The 19,713-nt window shown below is 62.8% G+C and carries 21 protein-coding genes; 13 read left to right on the top strand and 8 right to left on the bottom strand.

Annotation, left to right across the window (positions count from 1 at the left end):
* The first annotated feature begins 34 nt into the window (after nucleotides 1-34).
* Together AB4Y87_RS00285 and AB4Y87_RS00290 are read left to right on the top strand one after the other, a co-directional pair.
* Nucleotides 35-1,465 carry an MFS transporter gene (locus tag AB4Y87_RS00285; RefSeq protein WP_442002499.1) on the top strand — a complete coding sequence of 477 codons (1,431 nt, stop codon included), beginning with the start codon at nucleotides 35-37 and terminating at the stop codon, nucleotides 1,463-1,465.
* 80 nt (nucleotides 1,466-1,545) lie between these two features.
* Entirely contained in the window at nucleotides 1,546-2,547 is a 1,002-nt protein-coding gene (locus AB4Y87_RS00290) for a nucleoside hydrolase (protein ID WP_442002500.1), read from the top strand.
* A gap of 68 nt (nucleotides 2,548-2,615) precedes the next feature.
* Here the strand turns inward: AB4Y87_RS00290 and AB4Y87_RS00295 are convergent, their stop codons facing one another.
* Entirely contained in the window at nucleotides 2,616-3,368 is a 753-nt protein-coding gene (locus AB4Y87_RS00295; protein ID WP_216926161.1) for an ArsR/SmtB family transcription factor, read from the bottom strand.
* Between the two features lie 98 nt (nucleotides 3,369-3,466).
* On the opposite strand from AB4Y87_RS00295, the gene AB4Y87_RS00300 reads away from it, so the two are divergent.
* Nucleotides 3,467-4,321 (top strand): carbohydrate kinase family protein, encoded by an 855-nt coding sequence (locus tag AB4Y87_RS00300; protein WP_442002501.1) that lies wholly within the window; start codon nucleotides 3,467-3,469, stop codon nucleotides 4,319-4,321.
* 149 nt (nucleotides 4,322-4,470) lie between these two features.
* Here AB4Y87_RS00300 and AB4Y87_RS00305 read toward each other — a convergent pair whose 3' ends face one another.
* The 4 genes from AB4Y87_RS00305 to AB4Y87_RS00320 form a co-directional block, all read right to left on the bottom strand.
* A complete protein-coding gene (locus tag AB4Y87_RS00305; RefSeq protein ID WP_442002502.1) occupies nucleotides 4,471-6,339 on the bottom strand; it encodes a DUF222 domain-containing protein in 1,869 nt (622 codons plus the stop codon).
* Nucleotides 6,340-6,414: 75 nt separating this feature from the next.
* Complete coding sequence (locus AB4Y87_RS00310; RefSeq protein WP_442002503.1) at nucleotides 6,415-6,912, bottom strand: DinB family protein; 498 nt, start codon at nucleotides 6,910-6,912, stop codon at nucleotides 6,415-6,417.
* Nucleotides 6,909-7,358, bottom strand: a complete 450-nt coding sequence (locus AB4Y87_RS00315) for a VOC family protein (protein ID WP_442002504.1) — start codon at nucleotides 7,356-7,358, stop codon at nucleotides 6,909-6,911. The genes AB4Y87_RS00310 and AB4Y87_RS00315 overlap by 4 nt, the downstream gene beginning before the upstream one ends.
* Nucleotides 7,359-7,393: 35 nt before the next feature.
* Nucleotides 7,394-8,161: an SDR family oxidoreductase gene (locus AB4Y87_RS00320; RefSeq protein WP_442002505.1), complete on the bottom strand. Its 768-nt coding sequence runs from the start codon at nucleotides 8,159-8,161 to the stop codon at nucleotides 7,394-7,396.
* A 163-nt stretch (nucleotides 8,162-8,324) separates the two neighbouring features.
* Here AB4Y87_RS00320 and AB4Y87_RS00325 point away from each other — a divergent pair, with 163 nt between their 5' ends.
* Nucleotides 8,325-9,014, top strand: coding sequence for a hypothetical protein (locus AB4Y87_RS00325; protein WP_442002702.1), 690 nt, complete (start codon nucleotides 8,325-8,327; stop codon nucleotides 9,012-9,014).
* A gap of 17 nt (nucleotides 9,015-9,031) precedes the next feature.
* On the opposite strand, the gene AB4Y87_RS00330 is transcribed toward AB4Y87_RS00325, so the two are convergent.
* Together AB4Y87_RS00330 and AB4Y87_RS00335 are read right to left on the bottom strand one after the other, a co-directional pair.
* The gene (locus AB4Y87_RS00330) at nucleotides 9,032-9,544 is read right to left on the bottom strand and encodes a GNAT family N-acetyltransferase (RefSeq protein ID WP_442002506.1); all 513 of its coding nucleotides are present in this window, start codon (nucleotides 9,542-9,544) and stop codon (nucleotides 9,032-9,034) included.
* A gap of 190 nt (nucleotides 9,545-9,734) precedes the next feature.
* Nucleotides 9,735-10,166 (bottom strand): hypothetical protein, encoded by a 432-nt coding sequence (locus tag AB4Y87_RS00335; protein WP_442002507.1) that lies wholly within the window; start codon nucleotides 10,164-10,166, stop codon nucleotides 9,735-9,737.
* Between the two features lie 271 nt (nucleotides 10,167-10,437).
* Here AB4Y87_RS00335 and AB4Y87_RS00340 point away from each other — a divergent pair, with 271 nt between their 5' ends.
* The 7 genes from AB4Y87_RS00340 (at nucleotide 10,438) to AB4Y87_RS00370 (ending at nucleotide 15,271) form a co-directional block, all read left to right on the top strand.
* Entirely contained in the window at nucleotides 10,438-11,175 is a 738-nt protein-coding gene (locus AB4Y87_RS00340; RefSeq protein WP_442002508.1) for an ANTAR domain-containing protein, read from the top strand.
* Nucleotides 11,176-11,254: 79 nt separating this feature from the next.
* Nucleotides 11,255-12,628, top strand: a complete 1,374-nt coding sequence (locus AB4Y87_RS00345) for an MFS transporter (protein ID WP_442002509.1) — start codon at nucleotides 11,255-11,257, stop codon at nucleotides 12,626-12,628.
* A 98-nt stretch (nucleotides 12,629-12,726) separates the two neighbouring features.
* Nucleotides 12,727-12,954 (top strand): hypothetical protein, encoded by a 228-nt coding sequence (locus AB4Y87_RS00350; protein WP_442002510.1) that lies wholly within the window; start codon nucleotides 12,727-12,729, stop codon nucleotides 12,952-12,954.
* 59 nt (nucleotides 12,955-13,013) lie between these two features.
* On the top strand, nucleotides 13,014-13,349 hold the full coding sequence (locus tag AB4Y87_RS00355; protein ID WP_442002511.1) for an ArsR/SmtB family transcription factor: 336 nt from the start codon (nucleotides 13,014-13,016) through the stop codon (nucleotides 13,347-13,349).
* 24 nt (nucleotides 13,350-13,373) lie between these two features.
* Complete coding sequence (locus AB4Y87_RS00360; protein WP_442002512.1) at nucleotides 13,374-14,354, top strand: TIGR03086 family metal-binding protein; 981 nt, start codon at nucleotides 13,374-13,376, stop codon at nucleotides 14,352-14,354.
* A 44-nt stretch (nucleotides 14,355-14,398) separates the two neighbouring features.
* On the top strand, nucleotides 14,399-14,737 hold the full coding sequence (locus tag AB4Y87_RS00365; protein WP_442002513.1) for a YciI family protein: 339 nt from the start codon (nucleotides 14,399-14,401) through the stop codon (nucleotides 14,735-14,737).
* 78 nt (nucleotides 14,738-14,815) lie between these two features.
* Nucleotides 14,816-15,271 (top strand): SRPBCC domain-containing protein, encoded by a 456-nt coding sequence (locus tag AB4Y87_RS00370; protein WP_442002514.1) that lies wholly within the window; start codon nucleotides 14,816-14,818, stop codon nucleotides 15,269-15,271.
* 65 nt (nucleotides 15,272-15,336) lie between these two features.
* Here the strand turns inward: AB4Y87_RS00370 and helR are convergent, their stop codons facing one another.
* A complete protein-coding gene (gene helR / locus AB4Y87_RS00375; RefSeq protein ID WP_442002515.1) occupies nucleotides 15,337-17,628 on the bottom strand; it encodes an RNA polymerase recycling motor ATPase HelR in 2,292 nt (763 codons plus the stop codon).
* A 202-nt stretch (nucleotides 17,629-17,830) separates the two neighbouring features.
* On the opposite strand from helR, the gene AB4Y87_RS00380 reads away from it, so the two are divergent.
* Both AB4Y87_RS00380 and AB4Y87_RS00385 read left to right on the top strand, forming a co-directional pair.
* Complete coding sequence (locus AB4Y87_RS00380; protein WP_442002516.1) at nucleotides 17,831-18,823, top strand: NADP-dependent oxidoreductase; 993 nt, start codon at nucleotides 17,831-17,833, stop codon at nucleotides 18,821-18,823.
* A 41-nt stretch (nucleotides 18,824-18,864) separates the two neighbouring features.
* Nucleotides 18,865-19,710 carry an alpha/beta fold hydrolase gene (locus AB4Y87_RS00385; RefSeq protein WP_442002517.1) on the top strand — a complete coding sequence of 282 codons (846 nt, stop codon included), beginning with the start codon at nucleotides 18,865-18,867 and terminating at the stop codon, nucleotides 19,708-19,710.
* Nucleotides 19,711-19,713 lie beyond the last annotated feature (3 nt).

Genomic DNA, 19,713 nt, shown 5'->3' on the forward strand with positions numbered 1-19,713 from the left:
GCGCCGCCTGCGCCCTCGGACAAAGGAGTTTGATGTGAATATCCCCAACACAGCGGTAGAGACGCAGTCTTCCGAAACCATAGAAGCGACGCCGGACACCCGCCCCGGCGGCCGGGCCGCCGTCCTGCTGATCACGACGCTGGTTCTGGCTGTGCTGTCGTTTCAGCTCAACGCCAGCATGATCACCCCGGCACTCCCGCACATCGGCTCCTTCTTTGGCGAGACGCCCGAGGCTGTGGCGCAGGTTCAGTCGATGTTCTTCCTGGCCGGCGCCATCTCCGGACCCGTGATTGGACGCTGGAGCGACTTCATTGGCCGCCGAACGGCACTGCTGTTGGTCCTGGCCATCATGGGCGCTGGAACTGTGCTGTGCATCTTCGCCCCGAACCTGCCGCTGCTGGTGACTGGCCGTTTCATGCAGGGCGTCTCGAGCGCCATCTTCGCGCTCTCCTACATCGTGCTCAACGAATACTTGCCTGCCCGCCTCTTCGGCACGTCCATCGGCATCATCGCCGCCATCAACGGCGGTGTTGGCGGCGTAGATGGCTACTTTGGTGGGCTCATGGCTGAAACGCTCGGCTTCCAGTCGATCTTCGTTGCCGTCCTCGCCCTGGCCGCGATCGCCGTCGTCTGCGTCATCAAGATTGTCCCCGGCGGGAAATCCGCTGTCGCTCCGGGCCGGATGGACTGGTGGGGTGCAGGTTCCCTGTCCGTGTTCCTGGTCTTTATCACCTACTTCGTCTCCACGGGCTCTTCTGCCGGCTGGACCTCACCTGCCGCACTGGGCCTGCTGGCTGGCAGCATCGCTTCCTTCACCGCATTCTGGCTCATCGAGAAGAAGCGCTCCACGCCCCTGGTCGCCGTCCACCACCTCCGTTCGCGCCAGGTGTGGCCGGTCATCGCCACCACTGTGCTGACGCTCGCGGGAATCTTCGCCATTATCAACTTCACCGTGGTGCTACTCAGCCAGGACAAGGAAAACGGCTTCGGCCTGCCGGCTTCGGTCGCAGCGCTGCTGTTCCTGACCCCGGCAGCATTGATCGGCGTGTTCGCGGCACCGCTCGCCGGCTGGATTGCCGACCGCCGTGGCTGGATCAAGACCGTCCGCGTCGGCACGGCCACGAGCCTGGTCTGCGCCATTGCTGCTGCATTGTTCGCCGACAACCAAGTAGCCGTCCTCATCGCCATCGCAGCCTTGGGCATTTTCTACAACGGCTTCTTCCTTACCGCGATCAACGGCCTGTCCGTCCTGCTCTCGCCCAAGGAAGCACCGGCCGCACTGCCGGGAATCAACGGCGCCTCATTCGGCATCGGGGCGAGCCTCGGCGTCGTGGTTGTTGCCCCGTTCGCTGGTCAGGGCACTGCTGCCGGGTACTCGGCGGCGCTCTGGATTTCGGTGTCCATCACCGTCCTCGCCTTCCTCGTCAGCCTGTTCATAACAGCTCCGAAGGGCGAAAAGATCTAACGCCCGACGGCGGCACGCGGCACCGCGCGTCCGCCCAGCACTTCTTCACAGCACCCCGCTACATCCTGAAACGAGAGACCATGACCACCCAGCGCACTGCCGCCCCCTTCTACCTCGACTGCGATACGGGAATCGACGACGCCCTCGCCTTGGCCTACCTGCTCGCAACTCCGCGCGCGGAACTCGTGGGCATCGGCACCGTGAGCGGCAATATCAGTGCCGCCGGCGGCGCCCGGAACACCCTGGACCTGCTGAAACTGGCCGGGCATCCGGACATCCCCGTAGCGATCGGCGCACACGATCCGCAGGTCGGCAGCTTCCATGGTGGTGCGCCGCATGTCCATGGCGACAACGGAATCGGCGGGGTGGAGTTGGCTCCGTCGGATCGTGAGCCCATTGAGGCAACGGCTGCTGAACTGCTAGTGCAGCTGGCACGCAAGCATGCTGGGGAACTTCGCATTGTGGCAATCGGGCCGCTGACCAACATCGCCGAAGCCCTCCGGCTGGAGCCAAGGCTGCCGGAGCTCATCGCCGAAATCACCATCATGGGCGGTGCGGCCCTGGCCCCGGGAAACATCACGCCCGTGGCGGAAGCCAACATCGCCAACGACCCCGAGGCTGCGGCGGAAGTCCTCGCTGCCGATTGGAACGTGACGCTGGTACCGCTGGACGTCACCATGACCAACGTCCTGGAGGAGACCCATCGCCAAGAGTTGCTGGCATCCGAGCACCCTGTTTCGCAGGCACTCGGCGAGATGCTTGGCTACTACTTCGGCTTCTATGTGGACATCTTCGGGCGGGCTTGTTCAGCAATGCACGATCCCCTGGCTGCTGCCATTGCCGTCAGGGGAGTGGAGTTGACTGTGGCGCCCACCGTTCGCGTGGAGGTCGACACAACAAACGGTCCCAGCCGCGGCCAGACCGTGTGCGATCTCCGGGGGCAATACCTCGGGTTCCCAGACCAGCGCGGTGCGCGGTGCCGCGTGGTGCTGGAAATCGGCGAAGACTTCGCGCCGCACCTGCTGGGCACCATGCAGGCGGCCTGGCTCTCGGAAGAGGAGCTCGCCGCTCCCGTCGCCTAATTGGCGGGAGACAACAAGTAGCGACGACGACGGCGGGGAGGTCCCGCCGTCGTCGTGGTCTAGGGTGCCTAGGCGTACATGAGCGAGCCGGGCGTTGTCAGTGTTTCGCCTGTTTCGAGCCACGTCTTGAGTCCGGAGAGGATCATGGGCCAGCCGCCGTACAGCTGCTCGTTGGCGCCTTCGCGGAGCTGATCGTGCGTGACGGTGAGGTGGCACGAATCGCCCACGGGTTCGATTTCCCAGGTGATCCGCGACGTTCCTTCAGCTTTGACGTCCTCGCCCCACAATGCCTGCATCGTCTGGACGAGCCGCCGCGGGGGATCGACTTCGATGTTCTCGCCCTCGCCCAGGGGCTCGTCCGCTTTGACGTTCCGCATTTCAAACCGGCCGCCAGGAGTCCAGTCCGCCGTGAACGTGTTCCCGAACTGGTATTTGCTCCGGATTTCACTGTTGGTGATGGCTTCCCAGAGCCGTTCCGGAGTGGTTTTGATGTAAATCTCGAAGATCTTTTCCATGGGACTTTCCAATCTGGATTTGAGGTCGCTGAGTGCAGCGGCCCATGGTTCTGCGTATTTGCTCACCCAGCGATCGTGGATGAGCCTAATGGGGACGGGGTTCAGGAAATGCAGCTTTTCGCGTCCTCGGCGGCGCGTGACCACCAGTCCGGCATCCTCCAACAACTTCAGGTGTTTGGCGATRCCGAAGCGGGTCATCTCGAACCGGGCTCCGAGGGCGGTGAGGGTCTGCCCATCCTCACGGAACAGCTCATCGAGCAGCTCCCGCCGGGTGGGGTCTGCCAGTGCTTTGAACACGGCGTCCATGGCTTCAGAATAGGTGACCATTTGGTCACGTGTCAACGGTTTTGGACTTGCCGGTTTGTTTCCGGGAACGGGGTCCTGGACCGTGCTTGGATAGTCGCATGCCTGCTACTCCGAGCGTTGCCGTCTGCGGCCCGGCCTCGTGGAACCAGCTCATCCTCCTGGACCACCTCCCCGAGCCCGTTCCGCACATGCAGTTCGCGCGACGCGCCTGGGAGACGGTCGGCGGAACGTCGGCGGGGAAAGCGGTGCACCTCGCGGATCTGGGCATCGGCGTGCGCTTGTGCTCGCCACTGGGGGAGGACGACGACGGCGGGCGGGTCCTCCGCGCACTCACCAATGCTGGCGTCACCGTAGAAAGGATTGCCTCCGACCGGACTGAGCGTCACGTCAATCTCATGACCGACGACGGCAGCCGGGTATCTCTCTACGTCTCGGTGCCTTCCGCCCCGGCGGAGGAGGATCTTGCGACGGCGGCTGCCGTGGTTGCTGGCGCTGATCTCGCCGTGATCGACCTCAGTGAATTTGGCGTGCTGCTGCTGGAGCGCGAAGAGGTTCACGAGACGCCTATATGGGTGGACCTTCATGATTACGACGGATCCTCGGCCTTCCATGAACCGTTCCTGAGGGCGGCCGGCGTGGTGTTCATGAATGACGACAGGACGGATGATCCGTGGGCGCTGATGCATTCCTGCCTTGCGCGCGGGCCTCGCTTGGCTGTCTGCACACTCGGGGCGGAAGGTGCTGTCGCCCTGGAAGCGGACGGCACCCAGCATGAGGTTCCCGCAGTTCCCGCGGACGTGGTGGATACGAACGGCGCCGGGGATGCGTTCATGGCTGGTTTCCTTGCTGCGACACTGCGGGGCGCCCCCGTTTCCGATGCCCTTGAGGCAGGGGCGGTTCAAGCCCACGTCGCGATTGAGAGTGAACATCTGCATCCTGTGTTGGGGCGTTGAGCACCCTTCACCACTGCATGGCCGATCCTGTTTGTTGCGGGCACGTTGGTGTACCTGATCTGCACGAACTCCCGTCCGCTACTGAAGTTTGTTGAGGCCAAGTTCACGGCAGGCATATAGGCAGCATTTCAAGACCCAACCACGACCTCTCACGTTCTGAGGGGTGTGTGGTGGTGGTTGCGTCGTGGTGTTTGGTGGGGGTCGATGTGTGGTGGTGGGGTGAACCAGGGCACGCCGGTGGTCATGTCGATCCGCCACTGTTCCTTGTGGATGACGTGGTGGTGGTGGCTGCAGAGAAGCGTGCCGTTCTCGGTGGAGGTGGTGCCGCCGTGTGACCAGTAGGTGATGTGGTGGGCTTCGCACCAGGGGGCGGGCATGGTGCAGTCGGGGAACGCGCAGCCGCCGTCCCGGGCGGTGATGGCTTTGCGGATGTGGGGCGGGAAGATCCGGGTGGTGCGGCCGATGTCCAGGACGCGGGAGTCGCTGCCGAGCAGGACGGGGAGAATGTCGGCGTCGCAGGCGATTTTGCGGATGGTGGTGGGGTGCATCGGGCCGGTGAAGGTCGCGGTGCCGGAGCTGAGCCGGGAGTGGTCGGTGCGTCGTTTGAAGAGGTCGCGTTCGTCGATGGTGAGGGTGAGTTGGGGGCGGAGTCCGCCGTTGGCTGGCAGTTTCCCGGTGGTCATCGCGACGGCACAGGCTCCGACGAGTCCGTCGAGGAGTTTCATGGGGCGGGAACGCCGGTCCAGATCCGGTCCGGTGGGATTACTATCCGTGGTGAGTCGGGGGTTGGTGGCGACGTTCATGGCGGTGGTGAGCGTTTCGTATTGTTCGGCGGTGGCGAAGATTTCCAGGTGGTGCAGTCCGTGGCGGGGTTTGCGGATGAAGGTGCCTTGGAGTTGGCGGAGGATTTCTTCGGACGGTTCGGGTCCGTCCTGGTCGATCTGGTCGTTCCAGCGTTTGGTCATTTTGGTGACGAAGTCGGGGTCGGACTCGATGGCGGTGCGGGTGAGGGCGTGTTCCATCCGGGTGAGGGTGTCGTCGTCGGTGAGGAGGCGTACTTTGTCCAGGGCGGCGCTGATGATGCTCGCGGACCGGGTGGGTATTTGCGTGGTTTCGAGGGCCTGGGCCAGGATTTCACGGCGGGCCGGGATGTGTTGCCCGGCGATTCCGGTCCGGGGGAGGACCTGGAAGGCCAGGGCGAGCCGGCGGTTGGCTTCGCTTTTGCTGATCCGCAGGCTGGCGCGCAGGAATTCCGCGGCATTCCGGTAGCCATCATCGGCCACCGCAGCAGCGTCTGCAGCGGTAATAGTGCCTGCCGAAGAGAAAGCGGCGGATCCAGCAACAGCACCTGCCGAAGAGATAGCAGCGGATCCAGCAACAGCTCCGGCTGGGTCCAGGTCCGTGGTTCCGGGGTCGGTCCAGCCTGTCTGCCATCCCGTGCCGGCGGAGGATGAGGGCCGCGCCTGCTGGGCTTGCGTGCGGGTCCGTTCCACTGCGTGCGCCGCGATGACCTGCAGGTATTCCACGGTCCGGGAGATCTCCTCCAGCCGCACGGCGAATCCCGCGGCCTCGGTAAACCCGAATGTCAGGGCACCGGCCATGGTGGCGGAACGCAGGCTTTCCAACGCCTCAACGCTGTCAGCCAGCGCACCCTCAATTCCCGGCGCACCGTCTAGCCCCTTAGAACCAATAGGCCCAAGGAAATCCTGAAGCCCCTTGTAACTATCAAGCCCAAGGAAATCGTCGGAGCCCTTGGAACCAATAAGCCCAGGGGAAACGCTCAGCCCCGAGGAAACAGGCTCGACGTCATCACGCTCAGGGAAGGGCAGCGGTTCAATGCCGCGAAGCAGCGCAATGGCCCTGAGGTTCTCCAAAACGGTGACTGCCGCAGTCGGGCTTTCACAGCCGGCTTGGCCGTTGGCAGGTAGGGTGTGGCTGGCTCGGGGAACACGTCGGGGGCGCAACGTGGCACCAGACATCGCTGCCCGACGCGCCAACATCTCCCCAATACTTCCCATGAATAAACCCTCTCACCAGGGTCTGACATTTTTTGCTCGACCTGATTTGGAACCAGGAAACGCGGGAAATATCGGCTATTTGCTAGTGACTTGCTCCCGCAGAATGTCCGCATGACCGCAGTGCTGTGCGAGCTCCCGGAGCATGTGCAGATATACCCAGCGGAGGGGGAGCGGGCCACGTCGATTTCCGAGCACGAGGTCATCCAGCCCTAAATCCGAAGCAGCCAGCCGTGAGGCCTCGCACGCTTCGCGATGTGCCTGCTGAATGCTTGCGATCGTGTCGGTGTCCTCGAGAATGAAGGACTCGTCAGGCGTGGCCGGGATGCCGATTTCGCTGCGGGACCGGCATGAGATGGCCTCATCGAACCACACCTTTTCGACGAAGGTTGCGTGTTTGACCAAGCCCAGCAGCGTCGTGCGCGACGGGACCAGCCGCCGTCGTGCTTGTTCTTCCGTCAGGCCGTCCAGTGACTCGTAAAGTGCACGCCGATGCTCATCAAGGAAAGCATCGAACTGGGCACGTGCGTCGTGGTTGATGACATCCTCAGCGAAGGTCGGCGGGAAGACGCTCATCCGAAAACCACCGTGCCGTCGTCGTCGATTCTCCAACCTGGGTTGTGCGCGATCTCCCAGACGATGCCGTTCGGATCCTTGACGTGGCCGTGGAAAATGCCCCCAAAAGCGCTGGCCTGGGCGGGCTTCAGGACAGTTGCACCAGCCGCCATTAAGGCATCCATGGTGCTGGACACTTCGGCCGCACTATCGACGTTATGCGAAAGCGTCACGCCGCTGACGCTGCTCGTCGGAACGTCGCTACTCGTCGAAATGGCGCTGTTGAGGTCTTGGTCGAACTTTTCAGCGTCGAAGAGGCCAAGCATCAAGCCCGGTCCGACCTGGAAGAAGATGATCTCCCCGGGCACGTCCATGAGTGGATCCCAACCGAGCCCGTCCTTGTAGAACGAACGGGCTCGGTCGAGATCTGCGGTGGCAAATGTAATGAAGTGCAGTCGCTGGTCCATACGGACATGCTAGCGACAGGGCACGACGGCGGGACTTAGCTCAGATGCTGACGGGCGCCGTTGAGGTCGGAAGCCGGGGCCGCGAAGAGAGCAGAGACGTGGTCGCCAAGCTCGTTGACGTGCGTGTAGCCCGGGAACTTGCGGTGCGGAGCAGCTGCCTTCATGGCGTCGTCCAGCAGGGCCTTGACCACGAACACCACTGCGGCCGCTGTCTGTTCCTTGGGCTCAGTCTTGTGGCCGGACTGGGCTGCCTCGAAGCCGTCGGCGACACCGAGAACCCAGGCTTCGGAAGCGGCCTTGATGGCGGCATAGCTGGCGCCAGACGCTGTGGGCTTGGCTGCAGCAACAGCCGAGACGATGGCCAGGCGTCCACGCGGCGATGCTTCCAAATCGGAGTAGAACGCACGCGAAGTGTTCCGGAGCGTCGTCATGATACTCGTGTGCAGGACGTCCCAGTCCTCGTCTCTCTGTCCGACGATTCCCTCGCCGCCACGCCATCCGCCGACGAGGTGAATCAGTCCATCCACCGATCCGAACTCGCTCCTGACGGAACCTGCCAGAGCCTCGACCGATTCCGGGTCCGAAAGGTTGCAGGTGTAGGGCACCACACCGTCGTGGGAGGCCGCGAGTGCTTCAAGACGCGCAGCGTCCAGATCCACGGCGGCCACACGGGCTCCCAAGGCAACCAGCGAACCGACCACGGCCTGACCCGCGGCACTGGTGGATCCCGCAACGACGACGTTGAGAGGCTGAGTGGATTCGGCGCCGGATGCCACGTCGTTGTGGTCATTCGTGATTGGCATGTGTGTCCTTCCAAAGGGAAAAGCTGGTCAGAAGGAGCCTACCCAGTGATACAGACCGGCTTATCAATAAACAGCTTGAGAGTAAGAATCTCTCATGCTCACGCACCGCTGGCTCAGCCTGAGCCCACGGACGAGGTGGGCTTGGAAGTGGGAGGATGAGTCTGTGGAACCCTTCTTCGACTTCCTTGGCAACTTCTGGTGGCTCATCTTCCCTATTGGCGGGATGGCCGGCGGATGGGCAAGGTCGTGGTCGAAAGCCAGTGAGGAACGCCATCGCCGCAAGGTGGAGTTGTACAAGCTGAAGAACCAGCTTGCGGTGCACGAGCAGGCCAACCAGGCAGAAGTCGTTTCTTTGATGGCAACGCACGATGCCGTGAACCATAAGTGGCTGGACTACGAGCTGGACGTTGGGAAGCTCATCGACTACCCGCTGATGACTGACGTCCGCGAGCCTCTGACGGTCGCATTCCTGCGCGCCAAAAAGGAAGCAGATGGTCTGCGCCCGGCGGCGCCCCAAGACATAACGACGCCGGCCCGGCTGGCTGAGTATCGTGCCGCTGTCCACAGCTTCGAACTCGCTTTTGATGTGGCCGAACGGGAGGCCAGGCGAATCAAGGACAGCAACTTCACCGGTCCCGAACGTCAAAGGCTGGCAACGGCGAGGAAACTGCTGCGCATTGCAGAAGACTCCGCGGCTACCCCTGCAGAACGTCAAACGGCGTACAAGCGTGCCCGCAAGGAACTCGACGGCCTGATCGTCCTTCCGGAGGCGACCCTTGCCGCGCTCGAAGGCAAGATCGCTGGAATGCTCGGCGCGCGACAAGACCCTGACACCGACGCGCGGATCGCTTGAACTCGGCCCAAACAACGTCAGGAAGCCACAGAGCCCAGTTGAATCCCCATCACTTTCCGAACGATCGAACCCGCGAGGTCGTCTTCCAAATGGGTCATCCCGATGTGCTCGGCCACTCGGCGGGAGGCGATGTTGTCGGGGTGGATGATGGCCACGAGACGGTCGACACGAGCCTCGTCCCGGGCAAAATCTACGCAGGCTTGGGCAGCTTCCTTGGCGTAGCCTCGCCCCTGGAGGTCTGATCGCACGTGGTAGCCGACCTCCAGTTCGCGGCGCCCATTCACTGTTTGCCAGGTCAGCCCGCAGTCGCCCACAAAACCGCCGTCGTGCGTTTCCAGAATCCACAACCCGTACCCGTGGCGGGCGTAATTGGCCTCGTTCCAAGCGATCCAAGCCGCAGCTTCTTCCCGTGATTTCGGAGCGGGGTAGTACGCCATGACCTGAGGATCGCCGAGCATGTGGGCCATAGCCTCAAGATCTGCAGGCGTCATCTCACGGAACCGCAGTCTGGCTGTGGAAAGTGGGAGCATCTCCAGAGCCTACAGACCGTAATCAGGCCGATACCCGCAGCCCCGCGCGCTGAGCGCAAGGCTGTGGCCTCCGGACCTTCTTTGAATCCAAAGTGGCCGTTTTGCAACCCAAACAGGGTGCAGAAGGGCTGAACTCGGCCCAAACAGGGTCAGGAAGCCACAAAGCTGGGCCAATGAGCGCACCCCGAAGTTAGCCCCGACCCATGCCCGTCGACGGGTCCTCGTCACCTTCCGAGGGGTCTGCCCGGAGTTCGTCCGGGGTTCCGTCGGGCAGGCCTGCCGGTCCGGGGACGTCGCCGGATGCGGCAGGCACGTCGCGGTCGCCTTCCCGGTCCTGGTTCATGTCACTGTCAGTTTCTCCGGCAGTGCGGGTTGCGGGTTCCTCGTGGGCCTCGCCGTCGCCAGCCACGGCGAACGAACGGCCAGACGTTGCCTGCGCCTGCTCTTCAGGCGTGTCGGAGTCCATCGCATTTGAACCTTCGCTGATGGAAGAGTGGACCTGGATGTCGTCGTCCTTCGCGCCAGGCTCGGGCACGTGTTGGTCGTCCACGGGATCGGACGTGCCAGCCAGGTCTTCCATCGCGTTTTCGGCGGCCTTACGGATGCTGTCTTCAACGCCCATCAGAATGTCTCCTTTGCACGAATCGTCCGGTGGTCGGACTCGGATAATAAAGTAAGCCTACTTAGTTTCAGTTCGAAGTGACACCCTGCCCGGATTGACAAAGTGGGTCGGGTTTGGTTCATGGATCTGTTGCTAAATGCATGTCGTGCCGCACTTTGTACCGTTGATCGTTGGACGATATGGTGTCTTCAGACCGTTTTGCAGAGGGCGGCGATATTCGCTCCTTTGCTGTCTGCTGGGGACGCTTTTTCAGTCAGTAGGAACGTGCCACATGGTCAACCCCCGCCCCGAGCAGGAAGCTCTCCAGAACGGATATTTTCTGGATCTCGTCCTGGGTAGYGAAGATGTCGAGGCTTTTCTCGGCGATCTCGCTTCTTTCTCGGCAGAGAGCCTCTCTCACCGCAAGACTCCTGTTTATTGCGGCATCACAGTCCTTCGGCGCAAGAAATCCGCGACGGCCGCCAGCAGTGACGACCGGGCCCGGGTGATGGACGAACTCCAAAACACCTTCGAAGGCCCTTGTCTTACGGCCATGGACAAGCTGACCTCCGTGTTGGTCCCGGACCTTCTTCGTGAACACCGTTGGCCGGAATATGTCCAGGCCGCCTCCCATCAGGGGCTTCGGTCCATACTGAGCGTGCCGCTGTTGGTCGAGGGAGATACGCGCGCTGCCCTGAACCTTTACTCCGAGCGAACCCATGCATTCAGTGACGATGACGTGGAACGCGCCGAGGTGTTCGCATCGCACGCCTCCAAGTCGCTACGCCTCGCGCTAAAGATCGCCCAGCTAAGCGATGCGCGGAACGATCTTGCCGCTGCAATGCAATCGCGCACGGTGATCGACCTGGCCGTTGGCGCGATCATGGCGCAGAACCACTGCAGCCAAGAGGAAGCCTTCACTATCCTGCGAACGGCTTCGAGCAATCGGAACATCAAGCTGCGGCATTTGGCCCGGTCGATCATCGCCGCCGTGTCCTCGGGCAAAATCACGACTCACTTCGAGGAGTAAGGGCGAATGCCCCGCGTCGAACGTCCGCCCCGCGAACGCGTTTCGTAACCCGAAGCAACTATGGAGCAGACTTGGGTGGGTGACGACCAAAAGACCCCGGCCCGGCCTCGCAATTGCTGCGCTGAGCCTCGGGACGGCGCTGAACCCGCTGAACTCGTCCATGATCGCGGTCGCTTTGGTAGTGCTGCGGGAGGATTTCGCGCTCGACGTCGCCACCGTCACCTGGGTGATCACGTCGTTCTACCTCGCGTCCGCCGCCGGCCAGCCGCTCATGGGCAGGCTCGCCGACCGCTTCGGCCCCCGCCGCTTGTTCACTTTCGGCATGGGATTGGTTGCGGTCACGTGTGCGATCGCGCCCTTCCTTCCCAGCTTCGCTTTGGTGTGCGTGGCCCGGGCGCTGATGGCCGTCGGGACTGCGACGGCGTACCCCTCCGCCGTCGTGATGGTCACCGAACTGAGCAAGCTCGCTAACTTGCCGTCGACCCGGCCGCTGGGCAGGATCCAGATGGCGAACACCTCGGCCGCTGCGGTGGGCCCGGTGGTGGGCGGATTGCTGGTGAGCTTGGTCGGCTGGCAGGCCCTGTTCGCGATCAACGTGCCAATCGCGCTGGTTGCACTCATTGTGGTGCACAAGGCTGCCCCAGCTGACTCCGGCCGCGAAACGGGCAAGCTATCGGCGCTGATCCGCGACTCCGACATCCCCGGCATCCTCGCATTCGTCACCTCGCTCATGCTCGCGATGATGGCGCTGCTTAACGTGATGCCGGCCTACCGCTGGTGGCTTCTGGGCGCTGCGACTGTGATCGGCGGGCTTTTCGCCTGGCGCGAGCTGCGCTTCCGGCCGCCGTTCCTGGACCTCCGCCTGCTGGGCAGGAACAGGCCGTTGCTGCTGGTCTATTTGCTGTTCATCGTCTTCAGTGGCGTCTACTACTTTGCCTTCTTCGGACTGCCGCAATTGCTGCAGGAAGCAGGTCATTACGACGCCGGTGTAGTAGGCCTGCTCATGCTGCCCCTTGCGGCATTGTCGGTTGTGGTGACGCCACTGACGGTGCGGCTGATGGAGCGGTTCGGCGTCCGTTCCGTCCTGATCGCCGGTGTGCTGATTCTGACTGTTGCGGCAGCGGGTCTGGGCGCGCTCACGTTGTCTCTGTGGGCGCCTTTGGTGTTCGTGCTGACCGCGATGATGGGCATTCCCTATGGGTTGGTGAGCACGGCCTCGAACCAGGGGCTCTATGTTTCAGCACGACCGGAGGAGCGCGGAGTAGCTGCCGGAATCTTCCAGACCTGCAGGTACCTTGGCGCGATCACGGCAACCGTGCTGATTGGCGTTCTGTATGGCTCGGGCGTGAACCAAGCCAACTGGGGACTCATGGTGCTGGTGATGCTGAGCCTGAACGTGCTGGTGTTGGTGCTGGCCGTGATGTGGCGGAAGCCCACTGCGGACACGCGATAGAACAACCGACGCAAAGAATCGCGCCTTCCGCGACATGTTCCGGCATTAATTCGTACTCACCACTGCAATAGTTACGCCCCAAATTGCAGGAGAAGTAGATGCTTGGACTCGAAAATACCCCGGAAATTCTTAGTGGCTCGCCCGCACCCGAATTGTGGCTGGTGCTGGTAACCATTGCGATCCTTGTGACTCTGGTGACGCTCGCCGCCGTGGTGGCTTCCCGCCTGGTGTTGCCACTCACAGCCTTGTTGCAACGACGACGGCGTGGGGCAGGCCCGCGACATCGCAGCTCCCGCAAGGCGGAGTTGTCAAAAGGAAGGCACTAAAAGGAAGGCACCAGCCACTCCTCTTGCTTAATGTGTTAGCCACCACTAACGTATTATTCGTGTTGGATGCCCTGGAGATAGCTGCTGAGCCCAATCGGCGTCGGCTGCTTCATCTCCTGGCCGGCAGCGAACAGGCGGTCAGTGACTTGGCTGCCCATTTCGAGGTCAGCCGATCCGCTGTTTCACAGCACCTGTTGTTGTTGGAGAAAGCGGGCCTGGTGATGGCCCGCAAGGAAGGGAGAAACAGGTACTACAGGCTCGATCCCCAGGGGATGGGCCGACTCCGTGATCTTGTTTCACAGTTCTGGACCAACGAACTGGACCTTCTTGCATCCGATGCTGCCGCTCTTGCCCAAAGCCGCGGCGGCGACCAACAACAACAGCCCGACCACTAAAAACTTTCAAAGGCGATGACGCACATGAGTTTCGACAAAACCATCCACCTGCCGGTCACAGCCGACGAGGCCTTCGCCCTCATCACCCAGCCCGAGCGACTTCGGCGTTGGCAAACGGTCGCAGCCCGGGTGGACCTCCGGATCGGTGGGGATTTCCGCTGGACCGTTACCCCCGGCCACAACGCGGCGGGAACTTTCCAGGAAATCGAACCGGGCAAGCGCGTCGTCTTCACGTGGGGCTGGGAGGGCCAGGATGATCTTCCCCCTGGTGCCTCCACCATCAGCATCACCTTGGAGCCCGACGCCGACGGCACGTCCCTCCGGTTGCGGCATGAAGGACTCACCGAGGAGCAGGAAACATCCCACGCGATGGGCTGGAACCACTACCTTGATCGTCTGCTGGCTGAGGCTTCGTCCAAGGACGGCGCCGGAAGTGACGACTGGGCATGGGCGCCCGATCCCATCAACCAACTGAGCTCGGCTGAAGCTTCTTTGGCGATCCTTCTTGGCGTGCTGCGCAACGTCGCTCCAGAGGACACTGCGAAGCCCACGCCGTGCGAGGAGTTCAACGTCAGCGAATTGCTGGACCACTTGGCCGGATCGTTGAAGGGCATCGGACGCGCGCTCGGAGCAACACCTGTGGACCACAAGGACGCGTCGCCAGAGGGGCGGATCGCCGAGTTGGCCCAGCCCGCGCTGGAAGCCTTCAGCAAGCGCGGACTGGAAGGCACCGTGGATATGGGCTTCGCCGAATTGCCGGCAACCACGGTCGCCGGGATCCTGAACCTCGAACTGCTCGTCCATGCCTGGGACTTCGCCAAGGCGACCGGACAGCAAGTGGCGGTGTCCGACGTCGTGAGTGATTACGTGACGGAACTTGCCCGGCAGACCATCTCCGAGCAGGTCCGCTCCGGCGGCAGCTTTGCGCCCGAGCAGCCGACGGCGGAGACAGCCAGCAGCCTCGATCGGCTCGCAGCCTTCACCGGCCGCACTGTCACCCTCTAAACCCTTAGAACCCAACAAACAAAAAGCAGGAAAGAAGGACCATCATGTCCAAGTTCGTTTTTATCTACCACGCACCCATGACCCCCGCCGAGGCCGCCCCGCCGTCGCCGGATGACATGGCAGCCGTCATGGGGGAGTGGAACGCTTGGGGTGCCAAGGTGGGCGATCGTCTGGTGGACTTCGGCACGCCGCTGGCCAACGGAGTCCGCGTGGCCTCCGATGGCAGCACGGCGCCCAGCCAGCGTGAAGTGGCCGGCTACAGCATCCTTGAAGCCGACAACCTCGACGCCGCCGTTGAGCTCGCCAAGGTTCACCCGCACCTGAACATGCCCGGTGGCTGCGAAATCGAGGTTCACGAGGCGCAGGAGATCCCGGGAATGTAGCATTCGAAGAACCGGTCCCGGCACGTGCCCGCCGCTGATGGCAGCGGGCACGTGCGGATTCTCAGAAAGCGGAATGCGATGACAACCAGTCCAGATGGAACCGCCACCACCGTCAGCAAGACGTTCAGCCGCACCACGAAGGTGGCTACGACAATCGACGCCGACGCCGCCACAGTTTGGCGCGTCTTGACCACCGCGGCCGATTACCCCCGATGGAACTCCACCATCGTGTCCTTGAAGGGTGAAATCAAACCCGGGTCCAGCCTCCAGCTGGTTTCCAAGATGGATCCCAGCCGCACGTTCAAACTCAAGGTCAAGGAGTTCGAACCCACCAACCGACTCGTCTGGGGCGACGCGATGGGCAGCCGCGTCTACACACTCACGGGTACCAATGGCGGACAGACTCTCTTCGAGATGAATGAACGCATCGGCGGGCCGATCTTTCCCCTGTTTGCGAGCAAGATCCCATCCTTCGACGCGAGCTTCGAACAGTTCGCGGCCGACCTGAAAACGGCTGCCGAGGCAGCTCAATAAAACAGTCGACGACGGCGGCAGTCCCTGGGGCGGTTGGCAAGACGCCTGCGGAGGTGCTGAGGGTCTCAGCGGTTGCCGCGGGCCGGCTCTGCAGTGGACTTGGCGGTGGTCTCGGCAGTGGTGAGGATGACCAGCTGCTGGGTGGCCCTGGTCATCGCAACATAGCGGTCCACGGCTCCTTCGATGCCCGTCCCGAATTCCTCCGGATCAATCAAAACCACGAGGTCGAATTCGAGTCCCTTGGATAGCTCCGGCGCCAGCCAACGCAGGCGCGGCGACGCTGGGAGCGAGCCGCGTCCGACGTCGTTCTTGCTGATGACGCAAGCGATCCCTTCGGCGTGCGCATCAAGCCACGTGGTGAGGATCGAGTCCAAGTCTGAGACAGATCTGTAGATGACCGGGAGGCCGCTGCTCCGGATGGAGGTGGGCACGTTGGCGTTCGGGAGGGCGGCCCTGATGACGGGCTCGGCCTCCGACATGACTTCCTCGGGCGTGCGGTAGTTGATGCTGAGATGCGTCAGGTTCAGGTTGCTCAGCCCAATGCGCTCCAGACGTTCCTGCCAGGACTCGGTGAATCCGTGCCTGGCCTGCGCGCGGTCACCCACGATGGTGAAGCTCCGGGACGGGCACCGTTGTAGGAGCATCTGCCACTGGGCGTCGGTCAGTTCCTGCGCCTCGTCCACCACCACATGGGCGAAGGGGCCCGCGAGCTGGTCCGGGTCCGCGATCAACACTGACTCATCCATAAGCTTCTCCTGCATGTCCTCGCCGCGCAGCATCGACATGACCAGCATTTCGGAATCGTCCGCCGCCACGAGGTCTTCTACCACGCGGTCCATGAGCTCACGCTCGGCAGCGGCTTCGGCCTTCTGTCGACGCCTTCGCTTGGACGCCTCAGGATCACCCAATCGTTGCCGGGCTGCGTCCAGGAGGGGCAAATCCGGCGCCGTCCAGGCATTCGGATTGGCCCGCTGAAGTTTCCCTACTTCATCGGCACTGAGCCAAGGGGCGCACAGACGCAGGTACGCTGGCACCCGCCAAAGGTCGGCCACGAGATCCGGGTAATGAAGCAGCGGCCAGGCCCGACTGAATGCTTCCACGAGGTCCAGATTCTGCGCGAAGGATCGACGAAGCAAGTCCTCCGGAACCTCGTCCGTATCGAACTTATCCACCAAAATGGTGAGCAGTTCCTCCCAGACTTCCTCGCGCGCCTCGTTGTGGGGAGTGCCTGGTGTTGGCACGCCGAAGGCCTCGGCCCAATCGTCTGCGCTGAGCCAGACGTCGGCCCAGGGTGTCTCGACTTCCAGGCCCTCCTTCGGCGGTGACTCGTAGAATCTGACGGCTGGCTCGATCGCCTGCACCAGGTCCGCCGAAGATTTCAGGCGGGCAGCCTCGGGGTCGGCTTCAACTGCAGCGTCGGCTCCCTCGGGCACCAGATCCCGGAGGGTGCACGTCTGCACACCCTCTTCGCCAAGACTGGGAAGGACATCCGCAACGTACGTCAGGAACGGGCGGTGCGGGCCGACAAACAGGACGCCGCCCCTGCGGTGACCGAGGCGAGGGTCCGAGTAGAGGAGATACGCGGCGCGGTGCAAGGCGACCACCGTCTTACCTGTACCCGGACCGCCGTCGACCACTAAGGCACCCCGGGAAGAAGCGCGGATGATGGCGTCCTGGTCCGCTTGGATAGTGCCCAGCACGTCCCGCATCCGAGCCGAACGGCTGCTCCCCAAGCTGGCAATGAAGGCTGAAAGGTCTTCAAGGGCAGCCGTGCCGCCGGGCGGATCTGCGGAGGCCTGGCCTGCGGAGGCCGGGTCCGCGGTGAAAGCTTCGTCCCAGTAGTCGGTGATCCGGCCGCGGGTCCAGCGATAACGACGGCGGCCTGCCAGGCCCATGGGATTGGCGTGGGTGGCTCCGAAGAACGGCTCTGCGGCGGGGGAGCGCCAGTCGATCAGCAGCCGGCGGCCGTCACTGTCCGTGAGGCCGAGCCGCCCGATGTAGAGCGGTTCCGTGTCGCCGGAAGGGACTACGCGACCGAGGCAGAGGTCTAGTCCGAAGCGACGCAGCGCACGCAGTCGGCCGGTGAGCCGGCGGGTTTCAACGTCCTTCTCCACTGCCTCCTGGCCGAAGCGACTGGGGGCTTTCCGTATGGCATCGAGCTGATCGGACAGCTCGGAGATGGTCTGCTCGAGGCTTTCAGCGATGGCTGCGAAGTGCTGCTCGTCGGCGGCGATCAGGGCTGGATCTGCTTTGGGCGCGAGGTGCTCGGGAAGGTTGAACGCGCTGGTTGTGAGGGGCACGCTGTCAGCTCCTTTCTGGGCTGGGGGCGCCGGAACCGCGCGTCTGAAACAGCGCATACTTCCGGCGTCGGCTCTCAATTTTGCAGCAACCCCCGGGCCTTGCGGCAAGCCCCCCAGTGCCGTATAGATTGAAAGTGAGGAGACACAACGTGTCTCCTTTTTCGTGCCGTTTTCCCGAGGCGCCGCAGCACCCTCTTGACTTAAGAACTGAGTGGCCTCAGAATTGAGTTAACTCAGTTATTCAGTCAGGAGAACCCCAATGAAAGCCTTCGCCCTCAACAAATACAAAGAAGCCTTGCAAGAGGTTGACGTTCCCGAGCCAGTGGTCGGCGAGCATGACGTGCTGGTGCAAGTGAAAGCGGCCGGCCTCAATCAGTTGGACGAGAAGATCCGGCAGGGGGAGTTCAAGCAGATCCTCCCGTACAGGCTGCCGCTGATCCTCGGCAACGATCTCGCCGGAGTCGTAGTTAGCGTTGGCGCGCAAGTACGGTCCTTCAAGCCAGGCGATGAGGTCTTCGCCCGCCCGAATCAGGACCGCATCGGGACGTTTGCCGAGCGGATCGCTGTGGCCGAGGCGGACCTGGCCATCAAGCCGGCGTCGATCAGTATGGACGAAGCTGGGTCCCTGCCCTTGGTGGCGTTGACCGCCTGGCAGGCACTCGTGGAACGCGGCAAGGTTGGCCCTGGTCAGAAGGTCCTGATTCACGCGGGAGCCGGGGGAGTGGGCTCCATCGCGATCCAGCTTGCCAAGTACCTTGGGGCCACCGTTGCGACGACGGTCAGCGCCAAGAACGCGGACTTTGTTCGCGAGCTCGGGGCGGACGTGGTCATTGATTACCGGACGGAGGACTTCGCGGAGATCCTCCACGGCTACGATCTCGTGCTGGACAGCCTCGGCGGCGAGAATCTGGAGCGATCGCTGAAGGTTCTCAAGCCCGGCGGAAAGGCCATCGGCATTTCAGGCCCGCCGGATCCCGGCTTTGCCCAAGAACTCGGCGCAAACGCAGTGATGAAGGGCGCTGTGGCCCTCATTAGTGCTGGCATCCGGCGTAAAGCCCGTCGTCTCGGCGTCACCTACGAATTCCTCTTCATGCGCGCCAACGGCAGCCAGCTCCGGGAGATTGCCGCGCTCATCGACGCCGGGGAGATCCGTCCCGTCGTCGGCCGGGTAGTCCCGTTCGACCAGACACCGGTCGTCCTTGCCGAACTGGACAAGGGCGGCGTTCGCGGCAAAACAGTCGTCAGCCACTGAGTCAATCAACTAGTGCCAATCAAAAGTCAGGAACAAACATCATGAGCAACGTCATCACCGCCTACAAGGACGCACCGGTCAGCACAGTTACCGCCGGTGGCGTCACCTACAGTTACCGTGAGCTGGGCCCGAAGGGCGGGATCCCCGTCGTCTTCCTGGTCCACCTCGCCGCGACAATGGACAACTGGGACCCGCGCGTCATCGACCCCATTGCCCAGAAGCACCACGTGATCACTTTCAGCAACCGTGGTGTCGGTGCCACAACCGGCAGCGTTCCGGGCACGATCGAGGAGATGGCGGATGACGCCGCGACCTTCATCAAGGCGCTCGGGTACGGGAAAGTAGACCTCTTTGGATTCTCGCTCGGAGGCATGATTGCCCAGGCTTTGGTGGTCAAATACCCGGAGCTGGTGCGGAAGCTCGTCCTTGCCGGCACTGGTCCTGCAGGTGGAAAGGACATCGATAAGGTTGCCCGCGTCACCTACTACGACGTCCTGCGAGCCACCCTGACCCGGCAGGATCCCAAGGAATTCCTGTTCTTCAACCGCAATGCCGCCGGCAAGCCTGCCGCAAGGGCATTTATCCAGCGGCTCAAAGAGCGCACCACCAACCTGGACGCACCCATCAAAACCAAGGCTTTCCAGACGCAGTTGAAGGCCATCAAGAAGTGGGGTCGCACGGAACCGGCCAACCTGGGCGCAATCACCCAGCCGACACTCATTGCCAACGGCGACAACGACCGTATGGTTCCATCCCGGCTCTCCGAGGACATGCATCGCCGGATTCCGGGCAGCGAACTGGTCATTTACCCCGATTCGGGGCACGGCGGCATCTTCCAGTACCACCAGGAGTTCGTCCCCGTCGCCCTGGAATTCCTGGGCCGCTGATAC

Origin of the sequence: Paenarthrobacter sp. RAF54_2, from assembly GCF_052113945.1 — a bacterium.
In the GTDB taxonomy this organism is placed as follows: domain Bacteria; phylum Actinomycetota; class Actinomycetes; order Actinomycetales; family Micrococcaceae; genus Arthrobacter.

Bases quoted from the DNA above. Each gene is read 5' to 3' on its own strand.
- AB4Y87_RS00310 (WP_442002503.1), bottom strand. From the start codon at position 6,912: ATGAGCGTCTTCCCGCCGACCTTCGCTGAGGATGTCATCAACCACGAC.
- AB4Y87_RS00360 (WP_442002512.1), top strand. From the start codon at position 13,374: ATGAGTTTCGACAAAACCATCCACCTGCCGGTCACAGCCGACGAGGCC.
- helR (WP_442002515.1), bottom strand. From the start codon at position 17,628: ATGCGCTGTTTCAGACGCGCGGTTCCGGCGCCCCCAGCCCAGAAAGGA.
- AB4Y87_RS00330 (WP_442002506.1), bottom strand. From the start codon at position 9,544: ATGCTCCCACTTTCCACAGCCAGACTGCGGTTCCGTGAGATGACGCCT.
- AB4Y87_RS00335 (WP_442002507.1), bottom strand. From the start codon at position 10,166: ATGGGCGTTGAAGACAGCATCCGTAAGGCCGCCGAAAACGCGATGGAA.
- AB4Y87_RS00320 (WP_442002505.1), bottom strand. From the start codon at position 8,161: ATGCCAATCACGAATGACCACAACGACGTGGCATCCGGCGCCGAATCC.
- AB4Y87_RS00305 (WP_442002502.1), bottom strand. From the start codon at position 6,339: ATGGGAAGTATTGGGGAGATGTTGGCGCGTCGGGCAGCGATGTCTGGT.
- AB4Y87_RS00290 (WP_442002500.1), top strand. From the start codon at position 1,546: ATGACCACCCAGCGCACTGCCGCCCCCTTCTACCTCGACTGCGATACG.
- AB4Y87_RS00350 (WP_442002510.1), top strand. From the start codon at position 12,727: ATGCTTGGACTCGAAAATACCCCGGAAATTCTTAGTGGCTCGCCCGCA.
- AB4Y87_RS00300 (WP_442002501.1), top strand. From the start codon at position 3,467: ATGCCTGCTACTCCGAGCGTTGCCGTCTGCGGCCCGGCCTCGTGGAAC.
- AB4Y87_RS00385 (WP_442002517.1), top strand. From the start codon at position 18,865: ATGAGCAACGTCATCACCGCCTACAAGGACGCACCGGTCAGCACAGTT.
- AB4Y87_RS00365 (WP_442002513.1), top strand. From the start codon at position 14,399: ATGTCCAAGTTCGTTTTTATCTACCACGCACCCATGACCCCCGCCGAG.
- AB4Y87_RS00370 (WP_442002514.1), top strand. From the start codon at position 14,816: ATGACAACCAGTCCAGATGGAACCGCCACCACCGTCAGCAAGACGTTC.
- AB4Y87_RS00315 (WP_442002504.1), bottom strand. From the start codon at position 7,358: ATGGACCAGCGACTGCACTTCATTACATTTGCCACCGCAGATCTCGAC.
- AB4Y87_RS00380 (WP_442002516.1), top strand. From the start codon at position 17,831: ATGAAAGCCTTCGCCCTCAACAAATACAAAGAAGCCTTGCAAGAGGTT.